The 20,173-nt window shown below is 42.8% G+C and carries 18 protein-coding genes; 3 read left to right on the forward strand and 15 right to left on the reverse strand.

Features of this window, described 5'->3' with window-relative positions:
• Nucleotides 1-164 precede the first annotated feature (164 nt).
• The 6 genes from D1614_RS03815 to D1614_RS03835 are packed head-to-tail and all read right to left on the reverse strand — an operon-like array spanning nt 165 to nt 5,812.
• Nucleotides 165-1,418 (reverse strand): DUF4857 domain-containing protein, encoded by a 1,254-nt coding sequence (locus tag D1614_RS03815; RefSeq protein ID WP_119436568.1) that lies wholly within the window; start codon nt 1,416-1,418, stop codon nt 165-167.
• Entirely contained in the window at nt 1,418-2,086 is a 669-nt protein-coding gene (locus D1614_RS03820) for a hypothetical protein (protein ID WP_119436569.1), read from the reverse strand. Before D1614_RS03820 ends, D1614_RS03815 begins: the two co-directional genes overlap by 1 nt.
• Nucleotides 2,087-2,089: 3 nt before the next feature.
• Entirely contained in the window at nt 2,090-2,977 is an 888-nt protein-coding gene (locus D1614_RS03825) for an ABC transporter ATP-binding protein (RefSeq protein WP_119436570.1), read from the reverse strand.
• A 34-nt stretch (nt 2,978-3,011) separates the two neighbouring features.
• Entirely contained in the window at nt 3,012-4,253 is a 1,242-nt protein-coding gene (locus tag D1614_RS03830) for a DUF4857 domain-containing protein (RefSeq protein WP_162304400.1), read from the reverse strand.
• A complete protein-coding gene (locus tag D1614_RS25725) occupies nt 4,253-4,921 on the reverse strand; it encodes a hypothetical protein (RefSeq protein WP_162304401.1) in 669 nt (222 codons plus the stop codon). The genes D1614_RS03830 and D1614_RS25725 overlap by 1 nt, the downstream gene beginning before the upstream one ends.
• A 3-nt stretch (nt 4,922-4,924) precedes the next feature.
• On the reverse strand, nt 4,925-5,812 hold the full coding sequence (locus tag D1614_RS03835; protein ID WP_119436572.1) for an ABC transporter ATP-binding protein: 888 nt from the start codon (nt 5,810-5,812) through the stop codon (nt 4,925-4,927).
• 435 nt (nt 5,813-6,247) lie between these two features.
• On the opposite strand from D1614_RS03835, the gene D1614_RS03840 reads away from it, so the two are divergent.
• From D1614_RS03840 to D1614_RS03850, 3 genes are read left to right on the forward strand one after another with little or no spacing between them, the layout of a single operon-like run.
• Nucleotides 6,248-6,994, forward strand: coding sequence for a sulfite exporter TauE/SafE family protein (locus D1614_RS03840; protein WP_119436573.1), 747 nt, complete (start codon nt 6,248-6,250; stop codon nt 6,992-6,994).
• Entirely contained in the window at nt 6,991-7,698 is a 708-nt protein-coding gene (locus tag D1614_RS03845) for a class I SAM-dependent methyltransferase (protein ID WP_162304402.1), read from the forward strand. Before D1614_RS03840 ends, D1614_RS03845 begins: the two co-directional genes overlap by 4 nt.
• A gap of 29 nt (nt 7,699-7,727) precedes the next feature.
• A complete protein-coding gene (locus tag D1614_RS03850) occupies nt 7,728-8,159 on the forward strand; it encodes an FKBP-type peptidyl-prolyl cis-trans isomerase (protein ID WP_119436575.1) in 432 nt (143 codons plus the stop codon).
• Between the two features lie 100 nt (nt 8,160-8,259).
• Here D1614_RS03850 and D1614_RS03855 read toward each other — a convergent pair whose 3' ends face one another.
• The 9 genes from D1614_RS03855 to nadB all read right to left on the reverse strand — a co-directional run bounded on the left by D1614_RS03855 (nt 8,260) and on the right by nadB (nt 20,036).
• Nucleotides 8,260-9,132: a hypothetical protein gene (locus tag D1614_RS03855; protein WP_119436576.1), complete on the reverse strand. Its 873-nt coding sequence runs from the start codon at nt 9,130-9,132 to the stop codon at nt 8,260-8,262.
• Between the two features lie 555 nt (nt 9,133-9,687).
• Nucleotides 9,688-11,814, reverse strand: a complete 2,127-nt coding sequence (locus tag D1614_RS03865; RefSeq protein WP_119436578.1) for a peptidylprolyl isomerase — start codon at nt 11,812-11,814, stop codon at nt 9,688-9,690.
• Nucleotides 11,815-11,980: 166 nt separating this feature from the next.
• Nucleotides 11,981-13,252 (reverse strand): hemolysin family protein, encoded by a 1,272-nt coding sequence (locus D1614_RS03870; RefSeq protein WP_119436579.1) that lies wholly within the window; start codon nt 13,250-13,252, stop codon nt 11,981-11,983.
• Between the two features lie 9 nt (nt 13,253-13,261).
• Nucleotides 13,262-13,951 (reverse strand): LPS export ABC transporter periplasmic protein LptC, encoded by a 690-nt coding sequence (gene lptC / locus D1614_RS03875; protein WP_119436580.1) that lies wholly within the window; start codon nt 13,949-13,951, stop codon nt 13,262-13,264.
• Nucleotides 13,926-15,578: a tetratricopeptide repeat protein gene (locus D1614_RS03880; RefSeq protein ID WP_119436581.1), complete on the reverse strand. Its 1,653-nt coding sequence runs from the start codon at nt 15,576-15,578 to the stop codon at nt 13,926-13,928. The genes lptC and D1614_RS03880 overlap by 26 nt, the downstream gene beginning before the upstream one ends.
• 36 nt (nt 15,579-15,614) lie before the next feature.
• Nucleotides 15,615-16,895 carry a BamG family beta-barrel-assembly machinery protein gene (bamG, locus tag D1614_RS03885; RefSeq protein WP_147384007.1) on the reverse strand — a complete coding sequence of 427 codons (1,281 nt, stop codon included), beginning with the start codon at nt 16,893-16,895 and terminating at the stop codon, nt 15,615-15,617.
• Nucleotides 16,885-17,613, reverse strand: coding sequence for a type III pantothenate kinase (locus D1614_RS03890; protein WP_119436583.1), 729 nt, complete (start codon nt 17,611-17,613; stop codon nt 16,885-16,887). Before D1614_RS03890 ends, bamG begins: the two co-directional genes overlap by 11 nt.
• Nucleotides 17,614-18,459, reverse strand: coding sequence for a carboxylating nicotinate-nucleotide diphosphorylase (nadC, locus tag D1614_RS03895; protein ID WP_119436584.1), 846 nt, complete (start codon nt 18,457-18,459; stop codon nt 17,614-17,616).
• A 5-nt stretch (nt 18,460-18,464) separates the two neighbouring features.
• The gene (gene nadB / locus D1614_RS03900; protein ID WP_119436585.1) at nt 18,465-20,036 is read right to left on the reverse strand and encodes an L-aspartate oxidase; all 1,572 of its coding nucleotides are present in this window, start codon (nt 20,034-20,036) and stop codon (nt 18,465-18,467) included.
• Nucleotides 20,037-20,173 lie beyond the last annotated feature (137 nt).

The following is a 20,173-nucleotide window of genomic DNA, read 5'->3' on the forward strand; positions in this document are numbered from 1 at the left end:
AAGCTAAATAAAATTATAATTAACAAGACATATGGATTAAAAACTTTCGATTAATAAATAAAAAAGAGGATGTAAGAAGATCGTTTTTCGAAAAATAGGAAGCACTTGCTCCTCTCCTTTTACTGTTCATACAACCTCTTTTTTATTCAACGGATTTTGGAAATTCAGTACTCTTTGTTCTGAAAAACATTTATGGCAATAAACCCAAATATCCCGGTAGCAGCGACGATCAGTAAATCTACCATATTGTTTTTTAGCCTTAGCTTCCTTTTTCTAATTAGCAGGTATGTTATAACAAGTAAAAGCAGATTGAGGTATATCCAATTAAAGGTTTTGAATCCTTCGAAATTAAACTTTACGTAGTTGGTATATCTTATATCCGATCTGGGATGTGTAAGTTTTAATGTAAAGGGGAAAATAAAGTGGAAAGCTTTGCCCATTAACATTTCCGACTTTGGCTTGAACTCTTCGTAATAAGAATCCATAATGTTATGGTCGTGATCGACAGCATAAGCGGCCACGCTGTTTTCGGTATTTACCTGGAACATATAAAAGAGCATGTTGCCCATTATGTATATGCTGTGTTCTTCTGGAATATAATCATAGATGGGTAATTCAACTATCTCATAGTCTTTTGCATAGAGTATATTCAACCGGTTATCTTCCGTTATAATAAAGCAATATAGCTTTTCATTCTGCACTTCCAGGTACTGCATATACTTAATTTTAAAATCTTCCGGAAGGGCAATTCGCTTGAGCAACGGTTGTCCTTTTTCCATTTTGAGATGGAAAAGGTCTCCCCGCTGATCGGTAATAAACCAGCCATCAACACGATTTTTATTATGGCTGGAGTTACCTGCCATAATCTTTGCCGGGAAAACAAATCCTTCCTTTTCAAAAGCATCGGTAAAAAGCCCACTTTTTTCTTCGTTTACTTTGTTGCTTTGTGTGTTCACAAATTCCACCCTTTTGTTAATCCGGCACAAGTCTCCAGGCAAGGTGATTTTTTCTGTGGCCTCATACAAGGGGAATAGTCTGTATTCGTCGGAAGGGTTCATGAGCGATTGGGGAAGGAAACCGTACATAATAAAATGTTTATGCCAGGTTTCAATGTCAATCTTTACACCATCAATACTATCGGGTAGAAGCCCGGACTGGTGCAAAGAAGGAGCATAAAACATGGGGCACTGCTCCAGCATTTGTGTTTGGGTATATTCCTTACCTTTTGTGTCGACCGGGTTCAGCACTTTCTTGTCATCGTGGCGCCTGATGTAAAAATCGTCATTTAAGGCACTATAGAGTATTTGTGGTGTATTGATCCTCTTGTCGAAAAGTGTATTGTATAAAATAGGTATTGAATAGGCCAACGTAAGGATGCCAATTAATACCAGTAAATATCTGCTTAGTTTATGTAACATTACATTTCTCCTTTCCTGAATCTGTAAATTGAAAATAAAATTGATACGCTAAAAAGTACTAACAGTGCAGCGAAAAAGGCATTGGCATGAATATATGAACCAGCCTCCCACAGTACAAAATACATTTTAACAAACAAGCCCCCGATGATGAGGTAAGCAATGCGGTATTTCCAAATGGGTTCAATAGCTACTATCCCGGTAACAAAATATGCGGTAAAGCCAGCCATAAACCAGGGTGCAACTGTGATGGCTGCTACCCGCATTACTTCAAAGGGGAAGAAGTAGCGCCCCATTCCGAGGAAGGCAAAAAGCATTAACGAGAAAATGATGAAAATACTTATTACGCCAAATGTAACCATCTGCAAACCTGCCTTTTCTTCATTTAATGGAAGATGCAGGGTAAGCTTGAGTCTCTTTTCGGTTATTTCCGGAATAAATTGGCTGATTCCTATTAATGTCCCAATTCCTAATGGAACAAATTTGAACAAAGTAAAAAATACAAAGTTCCTGTTGATCATATTCCAGATGTAATGATTGGTAGGCATGTCTGCCAACTCTCCTCTAATGATCGCATACATGGCCACAACAATGCCGATTCCAACCACAAACGACAGCCAGAAAACAAGCCTGATCTTAATCCATTCTTTATAAAACATTGATTTCCACATATTCTAATATTTTCCGGTTAAACCTATAAATGCGTCTTCGAGGGTCATTGGCACCTGTTTGAAATTTGAGTATTCGATACCCTGCGAAGCCAGGTAGCTTTTCACTTCTTCTTCGGTCGAATAGCTGAAAAGCTCAATTGAATTGTCCATCTTTTCGTAGTTTTCAACCAACCCGCCTTTGTCGAATTCAACATTGGGGTTGGTGACCTCGAAATCGAATTGTTTGAAGGTGGTCATAAACTCCTGCACCGGCATGTAAACCAGTACCTTGTTGTAGTCGAAAACAATGCATTCGTCGATCAGTCGCTCCATGTCCTGGATAATGTGCGAAGTGGTAAACACGGTTTTCCCTTCGGCTTTTGCATAGTTGCGCAGGTAGTCGATAAACAGGCGTCGGTAACCCGGATCAAGCCCCATGGTAAAATCGTCGAGTACCAGCAGTTGCGGGTCTTGTGCCAGTATCAGGCCCAGTGCTACCTGCGAGCGCTGCCCGCACGACATGGTTGAGATCTTTTGCTTGGGTGTTACCTTTAGTTTGGCCATCAGGTCGTAATAGGCATCACGCTTCCAGTTGGGGTAGAAACCCGAATAAAATTTTTCAATCTGGTAAATATTCATGAAAGCATACTGCACGTGGTTTTCGATCAGGTAACCGATCTGGGATTTTACGTAAGGCGACAGGTTTTTCGAATTCTCACCAAGAATAATACACTCTCCGCTACGGGGCGTTAAGTAGCCATTCAGTATATTGATGGTGGTCGTTTTCCCGGTTCCGTTTTTTCCCAGCAGCCCCAGTATACTCCCTTTTTTAATGTTAAAGTTCAGGTCCTCGTAGACCATTTTGTCGCCGTAGTAATGAGTAAGATTACGGCATTCTACGATGTTCTCCATAGTGGTTGTTTTTCTTATTAAAGAGATGTGATGTTTAATATTCTTTATTTGGGAACAGGTTAACTGCGACAAAACCAAAGATGCCTGTTGCAGCAACTAGTAACAAGTCCAGAATATTATTTCTAAACCTGCTTTTCTTCCGGATAATGATGAAAATGTTCACTAGTACCAGCAGTGTATTGACGACGATCCATGAAATATTCTTATATCCTTTGAATACAAACCTGACAAAACTGTGGTGTCCTTCAGAAAAGTTAAGATGAAAAGGAAACAGAGCAGAAAAGGCTTTACCAACTGTCATTTCGGCATAAGGAGTGCCTGTTTCTTCGAAGGTATTAAGAAGCTTGTAATTTCTGTCGAGCACATACACCTTTTTAGAATGAAAAGACGAAAAGCTAATCCTGGTGAAATAGGGGTTTTTTCTTACTTCCAACGAGTGGTGCCGCTCGGGGTTGTAATCATAAATCGGTAGTTCGTTCAAGCTGTAATCCAAACTGCTCAGGACATAGATTTTGTTTTCTGCCGAAATCACATAGGCATGTATACTGCGCGACTCAATCGTTGATGGACTCACATATTTTACCTTAAAACCTTCGGGCGTTTGGATCTTCTTCAAAAATGGTTTTCCATTCTCCATTTTCATGTGATAAAAGGCGTCTTTACTGTCGGTAATAAACCAGCCGTTATCGTATGGTTTCATGGTCGTTGGTATTCCTGCCAATAATTTCACGGGGTAGCTGAATTCTTCGTTGTCGAATACCCTGGTATATTGGTCGCTCTTGGCTTCATCAACCTTATTGGTTTCTGCTACAATAAATTCGACTTTGTTTGTGCCAATCCGGCATACGTCTTGCGGATAAGTGAGTGGCCCCTTTGAATCCATCAACGGAAAAAGGTGATAGGAAGGCGTTTCGAAATACTGACTGCGAATAGATGCATAGTCACTTTCGGGGCGGAATTTTTCAACATCGATTTTTATTCCGTTTATACTGTCCGGAAATTGTCCCTTGGTGATGAGAAAATACGAATTTTCGATAGGACATGCTTTGTGAAACTCTTCTTCGGTAAGCGCTTCCCCTTTTGAATTTTCGTAGTTTGAACTACTTGTTTCAAAGTCATATCTTGATTTGAAAAACTCATCTTTCAGTAAACTGTAATAAATGCTCTCGTACTTATAGGGAGTTTTGAATAAGGTTCTGTAAATGGTTGGAATAACACTGGACAGGATGATGATGGCTGCTGCCACCAATAGATATCTGCTAAATTTTTGTAACATTACATTTCTCCTTTCCTGAAACGGTAAATTGAAAATAAAATAGAAATACTCACTAGTGAAATAATTCCCAGAAAGGGTAGCCAGGCATATTGATAGGCTCCTGCTAAGTCGGATTGATAAAACAGGTTGATAAATGCAAAACCCAGCAACGTATAAAAAACTTTGTACTTCCATAAGGGTTCAATGGTAATTAAACCGGTTATGAAATAGGCAGCCAATCCGGCAGAAAACCACGGAATTATTGTGTTTGCCGACAAGGCAACAACCTCGTATGGAAAGTAATACCGGCCTGGAAGGATTAGCAGTGCTGACAAGATAGAATATAAGGTTAACAGACAAGTTAGGCCAAAAGCGACCATTTTCAGACCTGCTTTTTCTTCGTTTAGCGGAAGGTGTAAGGTAAGCTTAATTCTCTTGTCTTTTACCTCGGGAAGAAACTGGGAGAGCCCAATTAGAATTCCAATTCCCAAGGGTATGTATTTAAATAGTTTGAAATAGATGTGTCGTTGATTGATTATTCCATCCCAAAACTCGTGTGCATTTGTAATGATAAAGGTATGCCTGACATTTAGATAAATACCTAGAATGGCAACTGTACCAACTGCCAGTGATAGTATTGAAGCAAGCCTGACTTTAATCCATTCTTTATAAAACATTGATTTCCACATATCCTAATATTTTCCGGTTAAACCTATAAATGCGTCTTCGAGGGTCATTGGCACCTGTTTGAAATTTGAGTATTCGATGCCCTGCGAAGCCAGGTAGCTTTTCACTTCTTTTTCGGTCGAATAGCTGAAAAGCTCAATTGAATTGTCCATCTTTTCATAGTTCTCAACCAGCCCGCCTTTGTCGAATTCAACATTGGGGTTGGTGACCTCGAAATCAAATTGTTTGAAGGTGGTCATAAACTCCTGCACCGGCATGTAAACCAGTACCTTGTTGTAGTCGAAAACAATGCATTCGTCGATCAGTCGCTCCATGTCCTGGATAATATGCGAAGTGGTAAACACGGTTTTCCCTTCGGCTTTTGCATAGTTGCGCAGGTAGTCGATAAACAGGCGTCGGTAACCCGGATCAAGCCCCATGGTAAAATCGTCGAGTACCAGCAGTTGCGGGTCTTGTGCCAGTATCAGGCCCAGTGCTACCTGCGAGCGCTGCCCGCACGACATGGTTGAGATCTTTTGCTTGGGTGTTACCTTTAGTTTGGCCATCAGGTCGTAATAGGCATCACGCTTCCAGTTGGGGTAGAAACCCGAATAAAATTTTTCAATCTGGTAAATATTCATGAAAGCATACTGCACGTGGTTTTCGATCAGGTAACCGATCTGGGATTTTACGTAAGGCGACAGGTTTTTCGAATTCTCACCAAGAATAATACACTCTCCGCTACGGGGCGTTAAGTAGCCATTCAGTATATTGATGGTGGTCGTTTTCCCGGTTCCGTTTTTTCCCAGCAGCCCCAGTATACTCCCTTTTTTAATGTTAAAGTTCAGGTCCTCGTAGACCATTTTGTCGCCGTAGTAATGAGTAAGATTACGGCATTCTACGATGTTCTCCATAGTGATATTGAAATATTAGAATTTCCTTTACAACACACTCAGTAAAAAAAGGGGTGAACTGAAAGGCTTTATTCTAAACAGTTGTATAAAAACAGCGAGAAGGAGTCTCACCCGTCAGCTTAACGGAAGGTGCTAGAAATAGACGTACGGGTGGGGTGACAGGTCAGCGTTAACAGAGGTTAAAGGTTGAAAATGAATGGGGTCTGGCACGCTAATTGAATAAGTATTTCTGCAAGGAGACTTCAAAGAAAGAAGTGGTTGCTGAGGGATAATTGATGGATAGAAGGTAACCTTGCTTTTTGTTTTTTGTTTTTTGTGAAGGATTCAACCTTCGAATTGTTAGCGAACAGCCTCGGGAAACCGGGGCTGTTTTTTAATGCCTCAGGCTGTCTGTCTCGGCTATTTTCAATACTTTTGAGAGCTTAACGCTAGCCTATGCACGGATTCGATTTTTCAACACTCCAATGGATTTTATTTGCTGTTTGTGCGCTTTTGGTGGGGATGTCAAAAGTGGGAGTGCCTGGTGTATCGATGCTGGTGGTACCTGCGCTTGCCATTGTTTTCGGAGGAAAAGCTTCTGCCGGAATTTTACTGCCCATGCTGATGATGGCTGATATTTTTGCCGTTAGCTATTACCACCGCCACGCCGAATGGAAGTACCTTTTGAAACTCTTGCCCTGGGCATTTGTGGGCATCGCCATTGCACTTTGGGTGGGGCATGTGGTGAACGACGAATGGTTCAAGAACATCATGGCAGTGCTGGTGTTCCTGTGTATTGGGCTGATGCTTTGGAAAGACCGTCAGAAGAATGGGCAACTCTTTCCGAATTCCTGGTGGTTTGCCGCAGTCATGGGGGTGCTGGGTGGTTTTGCCACGATGATCGGAAACGTTGCCGGGCCCATTTTTGCCATTTATTTGCTGGCCATGCACTTACCCAAAAAATCGTTTATTGGTACCGGAGCCTGGTTTTTTCTAATTGTCAATTTTTCAAAATTCCCCTTACACATTCTGTTTTGGAAAACCATCAACTGGCAAACACTTACACTGAATATTCTGATGTTGCCGGCCATTGCGCTGGGGGCCTTTCTTGGCATCGCATTGGTTAAGCAGATTTCGGAACAACTATACCGCACAGCTGTTATTGTTTTAACCGCGTTATCCGCATTTTTATTATTAATATGAAAGCTCTTATTGATTTTTTTGAAGACAAAAAGGTTGGATCGGTTTTGGATGTTGGAACCGGCCCCGGTCATTTTATTAAAGTCCTGAATCAGGTATTTTCAAATGCTGAGATTTACGGAGTTGATCCGGATGAAGACGCATTGAACGAAGCCGCCCTTTCGTATCCTCTGGCGTATTTTTCGGTTATGAAAGGAGAAACACTTTCGTTTGACAACAACCGTTTTGATGTGGCCACCATATCCATGGCGCTTCACCATCTGTCCGATGTAAAGGCTACGCTGAAAGAAATGCAGCGCGTGGTAAAACCGGGTGGATGGATTGTTATAAACGAGCTTTTTAGCGACGATCTGAATCCGGCACAGGAAGTGCACAAGGCGATGCATCATTTCCGAAGCAAGATCGACCGGCTGAACGGGATCTGCCACAACAGTTCATTCACGAAAAATGAAATTCTTGAAATGGCAGAGACTTCCGGATTAACAATATCCCTTTATTTTGAGCATAAAAGCCCGGCGGAGTCTCCGGGAGAAGCGGATATCGAAGAAAGAAAGCAAAAGTTGTACGAGGCAGTGGAAACAGTAAAGGATAAACCGGAATATTGGGAACTGAAAAATGAAATTCCGGAAATGGAAGAAGCGCTTGACAAGTTTGGATTTGAAATGGCGACCCGTCTCGTTGTGGTTGGCAAGGTGCAGAAACAGTAATTTTAGGGGAAGTAGAGATTGTATTGGAAATGGCAGGGAGAGAAAAGAAATCGCGTAACAAAGGGTCGGCAGGCAATAACCGGAAATCAGGAGAGGATTTCCTGATAAATAACCTGCAAAAGACCGGAGTTTCTGAAACTGAATCAGGTCTTCAGTATTTGGTAGTGGAAGAAACCGGCGGTCACAAACCGGGCTTGTTTGACGAGGTTTTGATTCATCAACGGGCACTTTTGCTCGATGGCAAGATACTCGAAGACACCTATCGCCAAAACAGGCCCGATAAAGTAAAACTGGAAGAGCTGATCGAAGGTTTGCAGGAAGGGCTGCAAATGATGTCGGTGGGAAGTCGCTATAAATTCTGGGTACCGGCTGATCTTGCCTGGGGGCGAAAAGGTACAGGGAATAAAATTCCACCCAATGCCGTTTTGAGCTTTGATATTCGTTTGGTGGAAATCTGCTAGCGTAACTTAGCGACCGGCCTTAGGTTGAAATGATTGAATGGATTGATGGGATTGAATAATCTGTGTCAATCTATCATCAATCTTTTCCCGCTTGTTCAGGCTAGGGGAGAGTAATCGGTGTTTGTTCTTCGAAAATAGTAAATACGGCCTGGTTGTTACAAAGGTCGCCTGTTTCGGACGACGGACGGTAATTGATCTGACAATTTAAATCGTTGTCGGGGAGGGTTACCGACAAAATTCCTTCCATTATCCACCGGCAGCAAACATTTATATGCAAATCCTGTTTGGTGCTCATTTCATAGAGGTAACCGTGCGAGCTGATGCCGCTGTGCGAACCCGAGATCAAATACTCATCGTCGCAAAAATCTTCGGTATCTCCGCTTAAAACCAGGTGGGTATCGTAGCCGGAAATCCATTCGCGGATGGTTTGTTGTTCAAAGCGAAATTGTTTCCCGTCGGGCGATGTAATGGCACCATCTTCCACTTTGCAGGAATACTCCGGGTGATTGCTGCTGTTCAGCCCTTTGTTCTGAATGGTTTGTGTGCCTTCTATTTTGTAGCCGTCCTGGTAATACTCATCAAAAGTAATCTCCCAGCTGGCATTCGGTACGCTCGCAAAATTGTTGGCATTGATAATGATGCTGCCTTTTCGCATCCTTTGGTCAATTCCCTCAATTTCTTCGCTGCCATAGTTAATGGTAATGGTTTTCGGCCAGGTGGTCAGATCGGATGGTTCCACCTTCAGACGAGGATAGGTATCGTTTTGTTTGGTGGCACTTTTCAGCGAGTTTTCGACCACATCACCTCTCTGAAACGCTTCATCCTGGATACTGGAGAAAAGGTCGTAGGCGGTAACCGATTCGGTCAGGAGGGTCACAGCTTCTTCGTTACTGATGGTTTTCTTCTCGATGTCGTTGCACGACCATAGCAGCCAGCCCGTGATCAGGGTTGCCAGGAAAATCCACTTTTGCATAGTTGGTTATCTTTTAGGTTACTTTCTTCCGAGAGGAGAATCGGCTTTGTTCATCTCCGGGTTTGAACTTTGGGCTTTAATTTAGTATTTTTTTCAGTAAGAGTAGAAAAGGAATATGAATAAAAAGGTGGAGAACCCATAACTTCGGCAAAATGAGCACTTGTTTCGGTACAGGGGATGGACTATTTCGATGTGTTAGACTCGCATTTCGAAGAAGATAGAATATATTTCGATGAAGATAGAATACGTTTCTATGAACATAGAATGTATTTCGAGGTGGATAGAATACATTTCGAAGAAGATAGAATATATTTCTAGGAACAAGGAAGACTTTTCAATGAGCATAGAATATATTTCGAGGTACACAGAAAGCTTTTCGAAGTACAGGAAACTTGTTTCTAAGAAGAAGGAACGCTTTTCGATCTGTATGGCAGGCGTATCTGTTTCGTACACTCGTGTTTCGGCCAGCGGTGCTTACGGAGACTTGTATTTGGGCTGTATGCATAAAAAAAGCCGCTCATTACTGAACGGCTTTTCCTTATATGCTATCGTTTTCTAATAGAATTTCGATCTTTTGTCGACAATCTCAACCGCCTCTTTATGTGTTTCGAAAGTCTGAGACGCTGCACGGTAGCTAATGGTTTGTGCAAGTCTGTTTTGTTCAGCCTCTACATTGGAAACGGGGTTTTCGGTTTCCGAAGTTACCATTACTACAAATACTCCGTTATTTCCTGAAATAGGTTCAGATAATTTATCAACCGGCATATTGGTAACAGTTCCGATAACCGCAGGTTCTAAACCAACACCAGGAATCGAGAAAGAGTTAAAGTTAATGTTGGCAGCATTTTTAACCTCTGTATTCATTTCCTGTGCAAGGGCATTCAGATCCGATTTTCCAGCCATGGCTGTTTTTAGCTTTTCAACCAGGTATTCAGCTTTCTTTGCTTTGGTTGCAGCAAGTTCTACACGTGCACGAACCTGGTCGAAAGGAGCAACGCCTTCTTCGGTTACTTTTGTAAGCACCGCAATCACAAAGTTGTCACCCAATTCAAAGATCGGTGATCCCTGCGTTGTTTTCAGAATATCGTTTGCTTCTGCTTCGTAGGCTGCTTTTACCAGCATCCTGGCGTTTTCCAGTCCGGCAATCTGGCGATCGTTTTCACCAACATTGGCAACACGTTTGGCCAGTTTCTGTTCAGTTACAGCAGCATCAAAAGCTTCGCGGCTTGTATTTTCTCCGGCAAACTGGCTGGCAAGAGCATAAGTTTCCTGGTATGTTTTTGTGCTTGGCACCACATTGCGTGTTAAATAGGCCACCTGAACCTGCGGAGTCAGTTTTCCGCGTTCAGTAGTTTGGATTATGTGAATACCAAACTGGCTTGCCACAATGCTTACTTCACCTTTTTTGTTGTTAAAGGCAGCTTCTTCAAAAGGTTTTACCATCATGTTGCGACGGAACCAACCCAAATCTCCACCGTTAACGGCAGAACCCTGGTCGCTTGAATTTTCACGCGCTAGTTTGGCAAAGTCAGCACCGCTTTCGATCAGCGTTTTCAAACTGTCAGCCAAAGCCTGAGCGGCCATTGCTTCTACTTGAGAATTTACAGGCAACAGAATGTGACGAGCCTCCACCGAGTCGGGCATCATTTCTGATTTGTGCAGTTTGGCCAGCGTGAAAGCATCTCCATCGGCATAGGGGCCAAATACACTGCCTACCTCTGCATTCTCGTCGAATACCCAGGCTGCAATGTTTTCTGGAAGATCTTCTTTTTTGCTCCAAACGCTTTGGAAAGGAACATCCGAATTGGCATTTACAAACTGAACGTTGTCTTCGGTCTTTTCAAAATCGCTTTTAATATCGTTGATCCATTTTTCAGCATCAGCATAATCCAATGCAGATGGTTTAACCGCATACGTGATGTATTCAATTCTTCTGCTGGTAGCTTCTTTGTACTCATCCTGATTGGCTGCGTAGTATTCTTTCAGGTCTTGCTCGGTAACGGTCACCTGGTCGTCAGCAACAGTGCTTTGAGCCACAGAAATGTAGTCGAAGTTAACTGTTTTGGTGGCAGCAGCAGCGCTGGTTTCAGCTTCTTCTTTGGTTACATACAAACCTTTTCCTACCATGTTGGCATACTTCGATTGTGCACGTTCTTCCACAATCTGGTTTTCCAGGTTTAACCAATAAGCTTTGTTTTCCTGCGTAACGGCGCCGGTTTCCATGCCTTTCAGAAAACGAACCACTGCACCGCGGTCAAACTGCCCGGTTTCGGGGTTGCGGAAAATCTGTTGAACAATGGGGTGAATGTTTGCCCCAGTTAACATATCAAGCAGTTCTTCGTTGCTTGTTTCAATACCGAGTTTATCGAAAACATCACCCATTACAATTTCACTGATCTGTTGTTGCCAGGCCTGTTCTCTTACCTGTGCCCACATATTATCATCGAGCTGGGTAGTGTTGTAGTTTTGTTTGAATATTTCACCTAACTCTTCTACTTTCTTCTGAAAGTCAGGGTACTGAACGGATTCACCGTCAATAACTCCAATCTCTAAACGGTTTCTCTGAAACATCGACGAACCTCCCTGGAGCATATCGCCAAGGATAAATGCTGCCAATGAAACACCGATTACAATTGCCACTAACAATCCTGCTTTCGTTCTAATTTTTTGTAACGTTGCCATTGATTTACAGTTATTTTAATGCAAAATTTTATTTGATTTTTTTCGAGCTACGAAGATAACAATTTTAACTATTTAACACAGCTATTTGATTTTTTTTTAGGGGGCAAAGAGGAGCGTAGTTAAGGGTCAGAAAATGAATATTTTATGATCGCTCAAACGACAATGGTTAATCGTCTGCAATAGTGAGTTTTACCAGTTCTATTTTGGTATTGGTGGCTTTTAATATTTTGAAATGGAATTTTCCGATTGTAATAAGTGAGTTGATCTTGGGAATGCTTTCGTGGTGGAAAAGTATAAAGCCGGCCAGGGTTTCGAACTCTTCGGTTTCGGGCAAGTCGAAGAAGTATTTTTCGTTGAGAAGGTCAATTTCTGCCCGTGCTGAAAAAATATACTCGTTATCGCTTAGCTTCTTTTCAATGATGTCGCTGGTGTCGTGTTCGTCTTCAATTTCCCCGAATATTTCTTCCAGAATATCTTCGCTGGTCACCATTCCGGATGTTCCGCCAAACTCATCCACCACAATGGCAATGCTTCTGTGTTCCTGGATAAAAGTGCTCAGCAGTTTGTTGGCGGGCATGGTTTCTGGAACGATCAGTACTTTTTTGATAAACGGCTCGATCGATTTTGGGTTGTGAAACAAAACCGACGAATGCACATAGCCAATAATGTTATCGGCGTTTTCCTTATAGAAAAGAATGCGGGAATAGCCTGTTTCAACAAATTTTTGGCGCAATTCGCCAATGGCTGCCCCCATTTCCAACATCTCGATCTCCGTTCGCGGAACCATAATTTCGCGCAGTTTTACTTTCGAGAAATCAAGTGCATTTTTAAACAGTTTGATTTCTGTTTCCACTGTTTTTTCAGCCAGTTCTTTTCTTCCGGGGTCGTTATCGTTAACAAACTCATCCAGGTCTATCCGGCTAAATACCGGGTTTTTTTGTCCTTTTGCAATGTCGGTTTTCAGAACACGCTTTAGCAGTGTGTTGGTTATGCCGATGGAGAAGCGGGTAATGGGGTAAAAAAGAACATAAAAGAAAGCCAGCGGAAGCGAGAAGAAATTCAGTAAAGAGTTGGGGAATAAACGGAAAAGGGTTTTGGGCAGAAACTCAGAGAATACCAGAATGATGATGGTGGAGGTGATGGTTTGCATAAACAGCACAACCGACGCCGACTGAAAATAGGGTTCAAACACCGGTTGTAGGAGGGCGGCAAAGGCAATACCGTAAATAACCAGCGCAATGTTGTTGCCCACCAGCATGGTGGCAATGTACTGCCCGCCGTTGGCAGTAACAAATTTTAAAATACGCGAACTAAAAGGTTCTGATTTCTTGTCGAGTTCGAGGCGTAGTTTATTGGCCGATACAAAAGCGATTTCCATTCCGGAGAAAAATGCTGAAAGCAGCATTGTCACCAATATGATCAGCAAATAACTATTCATTTTAAACGTTTACTTAAATTGCAATACCCTGTTCGAATCTTGTTTGGGTATTTCTATTTCTTTCGTTTTTGATGTATCGTTTACTACCGGAGCTGTTGCTGGTGTACCGGTATTGTTCACCGAAACGTAAATTTCTCCCTTGGGATTCAAAATCTTTGTGTTTTTCATCTCCTGGTCCGAAATCAGTCCGTCGCCGGTCAATATTCTGTCTTCACTGATAATCCGTACAAATTCTTCTGTATGTATTTTGCCGGTTTTTTCGTCCAGGATCAGGTGCTCTGTTTTAAGCGTATCTCCCTTGGCATTGGTAACAATTACATTGTTTTTAGCCTCCCATCGTTGATCCTTCTGGAATTCTTTAGCGTAGTTGGCCTTAATGCTGGAGGTAATTTTCTTGTTGGCGTCATAGTTAATTATGTACATGCCTTCGGGGAATTCAGTATATATCTTTCCCTCATTCTCGAAACGAAGCAATTTAGGGGCTCTTAATAAATACTTAACCCGTCCGGAGTCTGTAACCAGTGTTTCAAAATTTGAAGCTTCCAGTATGGGCAGGTTGGTCGATTCAATTGTTTTGATTTTGGCTATTTCGTTGTCCTCACAGGCATAGAAAAGTATTGCAGTCCCCACCAGGAGAACTGCAATACAATATCTTTTAATGAGTAGATACAAATTAGAATCTAACTCTTGTGTTTTCATTAATCCATCCTCCAACTTTGTAGGTTGCCCCAGCCTGAAGACCTTCCATAAAGGCTTCTTCTTTATTTGGGAAGTACTTTTTGTACTCAGCAATTTTTTGAGCAGCGTCGATCGAGCAATCTTCGCTACGACGTGCTTTTTCGTAGTAATCGCAAGCTACCCAGAATATGGCAGCTTTTTCAACGCCCTTACCTTCGAAAGAACGGCTTGCCGCTACATAGATATTTCCGATCAACATGTTGGCGTCGCAATTGTCGGATTGTATTTCCAATACTTTGCGTGCATACGAACGGGCTTCTGAGTAAGCACTTTCAGAATACAAAACCTGGCCGTACTGCAGGTAGTATGATGCGAGCAGTTCTTTGTCGGTTTCTTGTTCCATCGCCATTTTGTAGTATTCTTTGGCTTTGGCAATATCACCTTTCTTGATCAGTCGACGTGCCATGTTAAAGGCAGCTTCTGCTGATGGATCCAGTTCATAAAGTCTTTCTGTTGCCTGTGCGAAAAGTTCCGATTCAGTACAGTTGGCTTTACCCAAACGACGCAACATTGTTTTAATGTAATTGATGTCGTCTTTGTTGGCGTCGAAGTCAGCTAAGTATATTTTTTCAAGCACTTCACAGTCAGCAGCACCCGATTTACCAAAAATCTCTTCTGAAAATGGTAGAACAGTTTCCTGAACCAATTTTACATTTTGCTCATCTTTGTTGGCAGTAATAATCTCGTTGGCAACTTTTGTGGTTGTTTCATAGTTTAAAACTACCTGCTCTTTTGGAAGCTCGCCCAGTTTGAAAAGTGCCACAGTAGTTTGCATAAACAATACCAAAACGGTTGGTTCTGTTTCTGCGCCCTGTAACTTGATAGACTCGTTCAACCACTCATATCCTGATTTGTAAACCTGGATCAGTTCATCTCCTTCCGGAGCTTCGCCTTTGTCGGTACAAAGTTTGTATCGGTAAGTTAGCCACGCCGCGCCTTTACGTCCCAGAACATATCCTTTTTCTCCGAAATACTTGGTCCTTTTGTCGTATATTTTCATATACTCGTTGATCAGTTTAAGCCTGTCTTCTTTTGTGGTTGCTTTTTCAATAAAATCTTCCCACATTTTAGCTCCCTGGATGTAGATATTTTCGGTTGATTTTGGATACTGGTTGTAAAGTACCTGCCAGTGTGGTTTGGCCGATTTATAATCTTTCTGCTTGTAAAACTCAAGGTACAATGAATACTCTGTTCTAAAGGTTTCATCACCGGCTTTAATCAAATCATCCGCCGTGCCGAGGTTCACTTCACCTCCTGCGCCGTTGTCGTCGCCAGCTTCACCAGAAGGTAATTCTCCGGTAAATGCAAAATCAAAAACATCGCCTGTTTTTCCTTCAATATCAAGGGTCTTTTTATCGTCGATAAAGGTAAATGTGATCCTTTTGGTTTTGGCATCGGCTTCTACTTCGTATTTTCCGTCAAAGCTGGTCATCATCATCCCACCTCTTTGGGCTTCAACGGTAATTCCGGCGGCCGGTTTTCCATCCATATAAACCGTCCCTTTCAAAACTCTTTGAGCTTGCGCAACGGTGATGCCGGTAATCACCAGTAAAGCGTAGAAGAGTGTTATGCGTAACAAAGCTTTCATAATAGTTTTTTTATTTTTTCAGTTTAATCTCTAATTCTAATCAATTTTTCTCGACATAAACCATAAATCGTGCAAGTTGGCACTCAGGTTGAATTTCGCATAATTTTCGCGCACTAAATTATATTTTGTCGTTCCTCTTTTCCCAAACTCTGCCGATATGTTAATGGTAGAGTTAGAGCGATATATTGGTAAACCTAACCCAAAACTTATGCCAAAGTCATTAATCTGATGGTTGTTGAGCGAATGGTATGTTTGTTCGTATTTGATACCTGCCCTGTAAGCAACCCTTTTCCAGGCATTACGGATGGAAAATTTATCGGGTATCCACTCTGCTCCGAGTGCAAATTTATTTAAATCTGAAAGAAATGCACTTTTTTCCCCCATAATAGTTGCATCAGCCCAACCCTGGTGGTAGTAGTCGGCATTAATCTCGTAAACATTCTTTTTCGAGAAGGAAACCCCAAGTCCGATGGTGGTGGGAAATACAATTTTCCCTTTTTCTTCGTCTTTACTAAAGAGCGTGTCCTGGTCTCCCTTTTGTGCGTATACGATATTCTTTAGAACAATATCGGAGTCAAAAGTGGTATACGTTGGTTTGCTTTCAAATACGCCGGCCAGCACCAGTTGTTTGTTCTCTTTCATAGGGAGAATAAATTGCGCTCCTAATTCAAGGCCGAAACCAGTAACCCGCAGTTGCGAGTAACGTTGCAATAGGTACATATCGGAGTACGCAAAAGTGAGTTCCGAATTCCGGCTTATTTTGCCAAAACGGTAGTTCAGGTTCATTCCCACCGACAGGTTTTTGAACGGCTGGATAGCCAAGCCCCAGTATGCGTCGGAAATGGTTCCTGTGCCATAATAAATGGAACGGGCTGCGCCAGTGTTTTCAATATCTTCGTTGACTTCGATCTGATATCCTACGTTTGAGTAAGGGGTTATCCCAAGACTGGTGGCCATCCAGCGGTTGATACGAAAGCTCATCGAAAAATAATTGAAATTGATGTCGCTGGTATTCATTTTACTGATTTCGCTGGTATAACGCGAAAAATCTCCTTTCAAGCCAAACTCAAAAAGAAAGTTCAAGGAGTCGGTTGCCGTATAGGAAGCCGGGTTGGCATTATTTACCTGAAGTGCATACCTGCTGCCAAGTGTTGCGCCTCCCATTGCTGCTGTTCTCCCAAAACTGTATGATTGCAGGTCTCCCAGCCCATACCTCGAATATGGTGACGAGGTATTGTTGTTAAACTGTGCAAATAACATAGCCGGGACCATTATCAGTCCGGCAATCAATATAAGTACTCTGCTATTACTCGCCATTATATTCTAAAATGCGGTTTAAACCCAAGCTGGTTAAATTAAAGTGTACAAAGAAAGAATTTTTTAATTTGTTATCAAAAAATTCAGCATCGCCGCCTGTGATAATAACCTTTAAATTTTTATAAAATTCATTAAACAATGTAATTGTTGTATCTACTTCATATACAGTCCCGTTCTGAACACCTGCCCTGATTGCCTCAATTGTGCTTGTTCCGTACAGCTTATTCTGTTCTGCTTTACCGGCATAAGGTAATTTCCCCGTAAAATGATGCAGCGCTTTAAACCGCATTTCAATTCCGGGCGAAATGTTTCCTCCAAGGTATTTGCCTTCTGCTGTCAGCAGGTCGTAGGTGATGGCTGTACCTGCGTCGATAACAAGCACGTTGGTATCCGGGTAAAGATCAAATGCGCCAACAACGGCGGCAATCCGGTCTTTGCCAAGTGTTTCTTTTGTCTGGTAACAGTTTTCAATCGGAAGCGGGGTGTTTGCATCAAGTTCAATAAATGTCTCGAAACGGGTTTGCAGGGCGTGTTTGAGTTCCGGAGAATAATCCTTTACAGTCGATAGTATTACCTTCGTCAGACTGGGATGTTCTTGTTGCAAAACATCGATGTGCGAGGGCAAAAACTCGTCAACTGGGACCGTAATCAATACTTCTCCCCGGTTAAAAACGGCAAACTTGGTGCGTGTATTTCCGATGTCTATTACCAGGTTCATTTAATCGATAATGCGTTGGCTGATGTCGAGTGCTTTAACCGAATGGGTCAACGCTCCGATTGAAATATAGTCTACCCCGGTGTGTGCCACTTTCTGGATGCGCTTAATGGTCATGTTGCCCGAAGCTTCAATTTTTGCCCGGCGGTCGATGATTTTCACACACTCTTTCATCTGGTCGGTGCTCATGTTGTCAAGCATGATAATGTCTACATCGGCAGCCAGCGCTTCTTTTACCTGTTCTATCGTAGTGGTTTCAACTTCAATCTTAATACTTTTCGGAATGCGTTTCCGAATGGCATTCACGGCGTTGGTAATTCCACCGGCCACCTGAATGTGGTTGTCTTTGATCATTACCATGTCGTACAAGCCAAAACGGTGGTTGGAAGCGCCTCCCATCCGAACGGCATATTTGTCGAGGTAGCGATAGCCCGGCAGTGTTTTCCGGGTATCAAGTATCTCCACTTTGGTGCCTTCAATTTCCTTCATACAGAGATGCGCATAGCTTGCAATTCCTGAAAGTCGTTGCAAAAAGTTGAGTGCCTTGCGTTCCCCGGTAAGCAGTGCGCGGTAGTTTCCTTTGAACTCGGCGATGATGTCGCCGGGAACCACTTCGCTTCCGTCGGGTTTTAGGGCATGCCATTCCAGGTTTTTGTCAAACTTACGGAATACCATCTCAGCCACTGGAAGCCCGGCAATAACACCCGCTTCTTTTGCCACAAAACGGGCGGTTTTTGTTTCTTCCGGATCAATTAAATTGTTGGTGGTAATATCTCCGTCGCCTATGTCTTCTGCGTAAGCCAGGTCAAAAAGTACCTCGGCCGAGCGCAATGTTTTTTCGTCCATCATAACCTTTACTCTCTAACAGGTTCGAAATGAATTTCTTTGTTTTTTTGTTGTATGCAGTGTACTTTAAAATCCGGATTTTCATTTTGGAAGTCTTCCCTGATGTGCCCACCACGGCTTTCCTCTCTGATCAATGCAGCCTTTGCAACCAGTTGGCAAATAGCGGCTTCGTTTTGGATTTTAAGTAGGTTGTATTCGTTTGTTTCGTTTTTGAATTGTTCTGTAATTTCGGCTAACTGCCGAACCGCATCTTCCAAACCGGTTCTGTTTCGTACAATTCCCAGCTTGTCCGACATAATTTCTGCCAGGTTGTTGCGGTAATTCAGGAAGGTTTCTTCATTCGCTTGGTCCACATAAACCGGCTTTGGTAACTCAATGTCGCCGGTAGAAGCTTTAATTTTTGCGGCTTTCTCGCTGGCTCGTTTTCCAAACACCAAACATTCGAGCAGCGAATTGCTTGCCAGCCGGTTGGCGCCCATTACCCCGGTTGAAGCCAGTTCTCCGCAAACAAACAATCCTGAAATATTGGTTTCAGCATCAAGGTTGGTATGCACTCCTCCCACCATGTAGTGGGCTGCGGGCGCAATCGGAAGAAGGTCTTCGGTAATGTCGAACCCAAATTCTTTCAGGTGCAGGTTGATGTTGTGAAAGCGTTTTCTGATTTTTTCCTTGTCGAGGTGTTTTAACGACAGGTAAATAAATTTATCCCCCGATTTCTGAATTTGTCTGAAAATGCTGTAAGCGACCACATCACGCGGTGCCAGTTCGGCCAGCGGATGAATGTCTTTCATAAACCGTTCACCCTTGTTGTTGAGGAGCCAGGCACCTTCGCCACGCACTGCCTCACTGATCAGGTAAGCTTCCTGGTTGGGAATGTAAAGCGCAGAAGGATGAAACTGGATAAACTCGATGTCCGAAATTTGTGCACCTGCTTCATACGCCAGCGCAACTCCGTCGCCGGTAGCCGTGTGAGGGTTGGTTGAACGCGCAAAAATTCGCGACATTCCTCCGGTAGCCATAATCACAGCCTTTGCTTTGAAAACAATGTTTTCGCCGGTTTTGAAATCGTAGGCATGTACTCCCTGAATGCGGTTTTCCTGGATGAGCAGCTTGATAGCGGTTACATATTCAAACGACTCAATATTCTTTTTTGCCTGAACAAGCCCCAGTTTAAAACAGGTAAGTGCTTTGCCGGTAGCATCGCCGCCGGCATGCAGAATGCGGCGTTTCGAATGCCCGCCCTCAAGCCCGAGTACAAAGTCTTTCCCTTCACGGTCGAAAGGCATGCCCAGTTCAATGAGTTCCAGCACGCGGTCGCGGCCTTCGTTCACCAGTATTTCAACGGCATCGCGGTCGCAAAGCCCGCGCCCGGTTACCAGGGTATCGTGTAAATGTTTTTCCGGAGAATCGTCTTTCGAGATAGCGGCTGCAATACCGCCCTGTGCATAATAGGAGTTACTTGTGTCGAGCTGCGATTTTGTAACAATGGCAACTTTTCCAAATTCAGACGAGTGATAAGCTGCCGAAAGGCCGGCCAATCCACTTCCTATTACAACCGTATCAAATTCAAGTACATGCATCTATGTTTTCCGCTTTCCTTAAACGAGCGTGCAAATTTAGCATTTCTTTTAAGCATAGGTGTGATTTTTAATAGGAAACTTCTAAATGAGCCGGAAAGGTAACGCATTGAGGGTATAAGCCCCGGATTGGTGCAAAT

Origin of the sequence: Maribellus luteus, assembly GCF_003576475.1 — a bacterium.
GTDB classification, from domain to species: Bacteria; Bacteroidota; Bacteroidia; order Bacteroidales; family Prolixibacteraceae; genus Draconibacterium; species Draconibacterium luteum.

Excerpts from the sequence above, each read along its gene's own strand:
- D1614_RS03865 (WP_119436578.1), bottom strand. The coding sequence starts at position 11,814 with ATGGCAACGTTACAAAAAATTAGAACGAAAGCAGGATTGTTAGTGGCA.
- D1614_RS03870 (WP_119436579.1), bottom strand. The coding sequence starts at position 13,252 with ATGAATAGTTATTTGCTGATCATATTGGTGACAATGCTGCTTTCAGCA.
- nadC (WP_119436584.1), bottom strand. The coding sequence starts at position 18,459 with ATGATGGACGAAAAAACATTGCGCTCGGCCGAGGTACTTTTTGACCTG.
- D1614_RS03840 (WP_119436573.1), top strand. The coding sequence starts at position 6,248 with ATGCACGGATTCGATTTTTCAACACTCCAATGGATTTTATTTGCTGTT.
- lptC (WP_119436580.1), bottom strand. The coding sequence starts at position 13,951 with ATGAAAACACAAGAGTTAGATTCTAATTTGTATCTACTCATTAAAAGA.
- bamG (WP_147384007.1), bottom strand. The coding sequence starts at position 16,895 with ATGGCGAGTAATAGCAGAGTACTTATATTGATTGCCGGACTGATAATG.
- D1614_RS03820 (WP_119436569.1), bottom strand. The coding sequence starts at position 2,086 with ATGTGGAAATCAATGTTTTATAAAGAATGGATTAAGATCAGGCTTGTT.
- nadB (WP_119436585.1), bottom strand. The coding sequence starts at position 20,036 with ATGCATGTACTTGAATTTGATACGGTTGTAATAGGAAGTGGATTGGCC.
- D1614_RS03890 (WP_119436583.1), bottom strand. The coding sequence starts at position 17,613 with ATGAACCTGGTAATAGACATCGGAAATACACGCACCAAGTTTGCCGTT.
- D1614_RS25725 (WP_162304401.1), bottom strand. The coding sequence starts at position 4,921 with ATGTGGAAATCAATGTTTTATAAAGAATGGATTAAAGTCAGGCTTGCT.
- D1614_RS03880 (WP_119436581.1), bottom strand. The coding sequence starts at position 15,578 with ATGAAAGCTTTGTTACGCATAACACTCTTCTACGCTTTACTGGTGATT.
- D1614_RS03835 (WP_119436572.1), bottom strand. The coding sequence starts at position 5,812 with ATGGAGAACATCGTAGAATGCCGTAATCTTACTCATTACTACGGCGAC.
- D1614_RS03830 (WP_162304400.1), bottom strand. The coding sequence starts at position 4,253 with ATGTTACAAAAATTTAGCAGATATCTATTGGTGGCAGCAGCCATCATC.
- D1614_RS03850 (WP_119436575.1), top strand. The coding sequence starts at position 7,728 with ATGGCAGGGAGAGAAAAGAAATCGCGTAACAAAGGGTCGGCAGGCAAT.
- D1614_RS03815 (WP_119436568.1), bottom strand. The coding sequence starts at position 1,418 with ATGTTACATAAACTAAGCAGATATTTACTGGTATTAATTGGCATCCTT.
- D1614_RS03855 (WP_119436576.1), bottom strand. The coding sequence starts at position 9,132 with ATGCAAAAGTGGATTTTCCTGGCAACCCTGATCACGGGCTGGCTGCTA.
- D1614_RS03825 (WP_119436570.1), bottom strand. The coding sequence starts at position 2,977 with ATGGAGAACATCGTAGAATGCCGTAATCTTACTCATTACTACGGCGAC.
- D1614_RS03845 (WP_162304402.1), top strand. The coding sequence starts at position 6,991 with ATGAAAGCTCTTATTGATTTTTTTGAAGACAAAAAGGTTGGATCGGTT.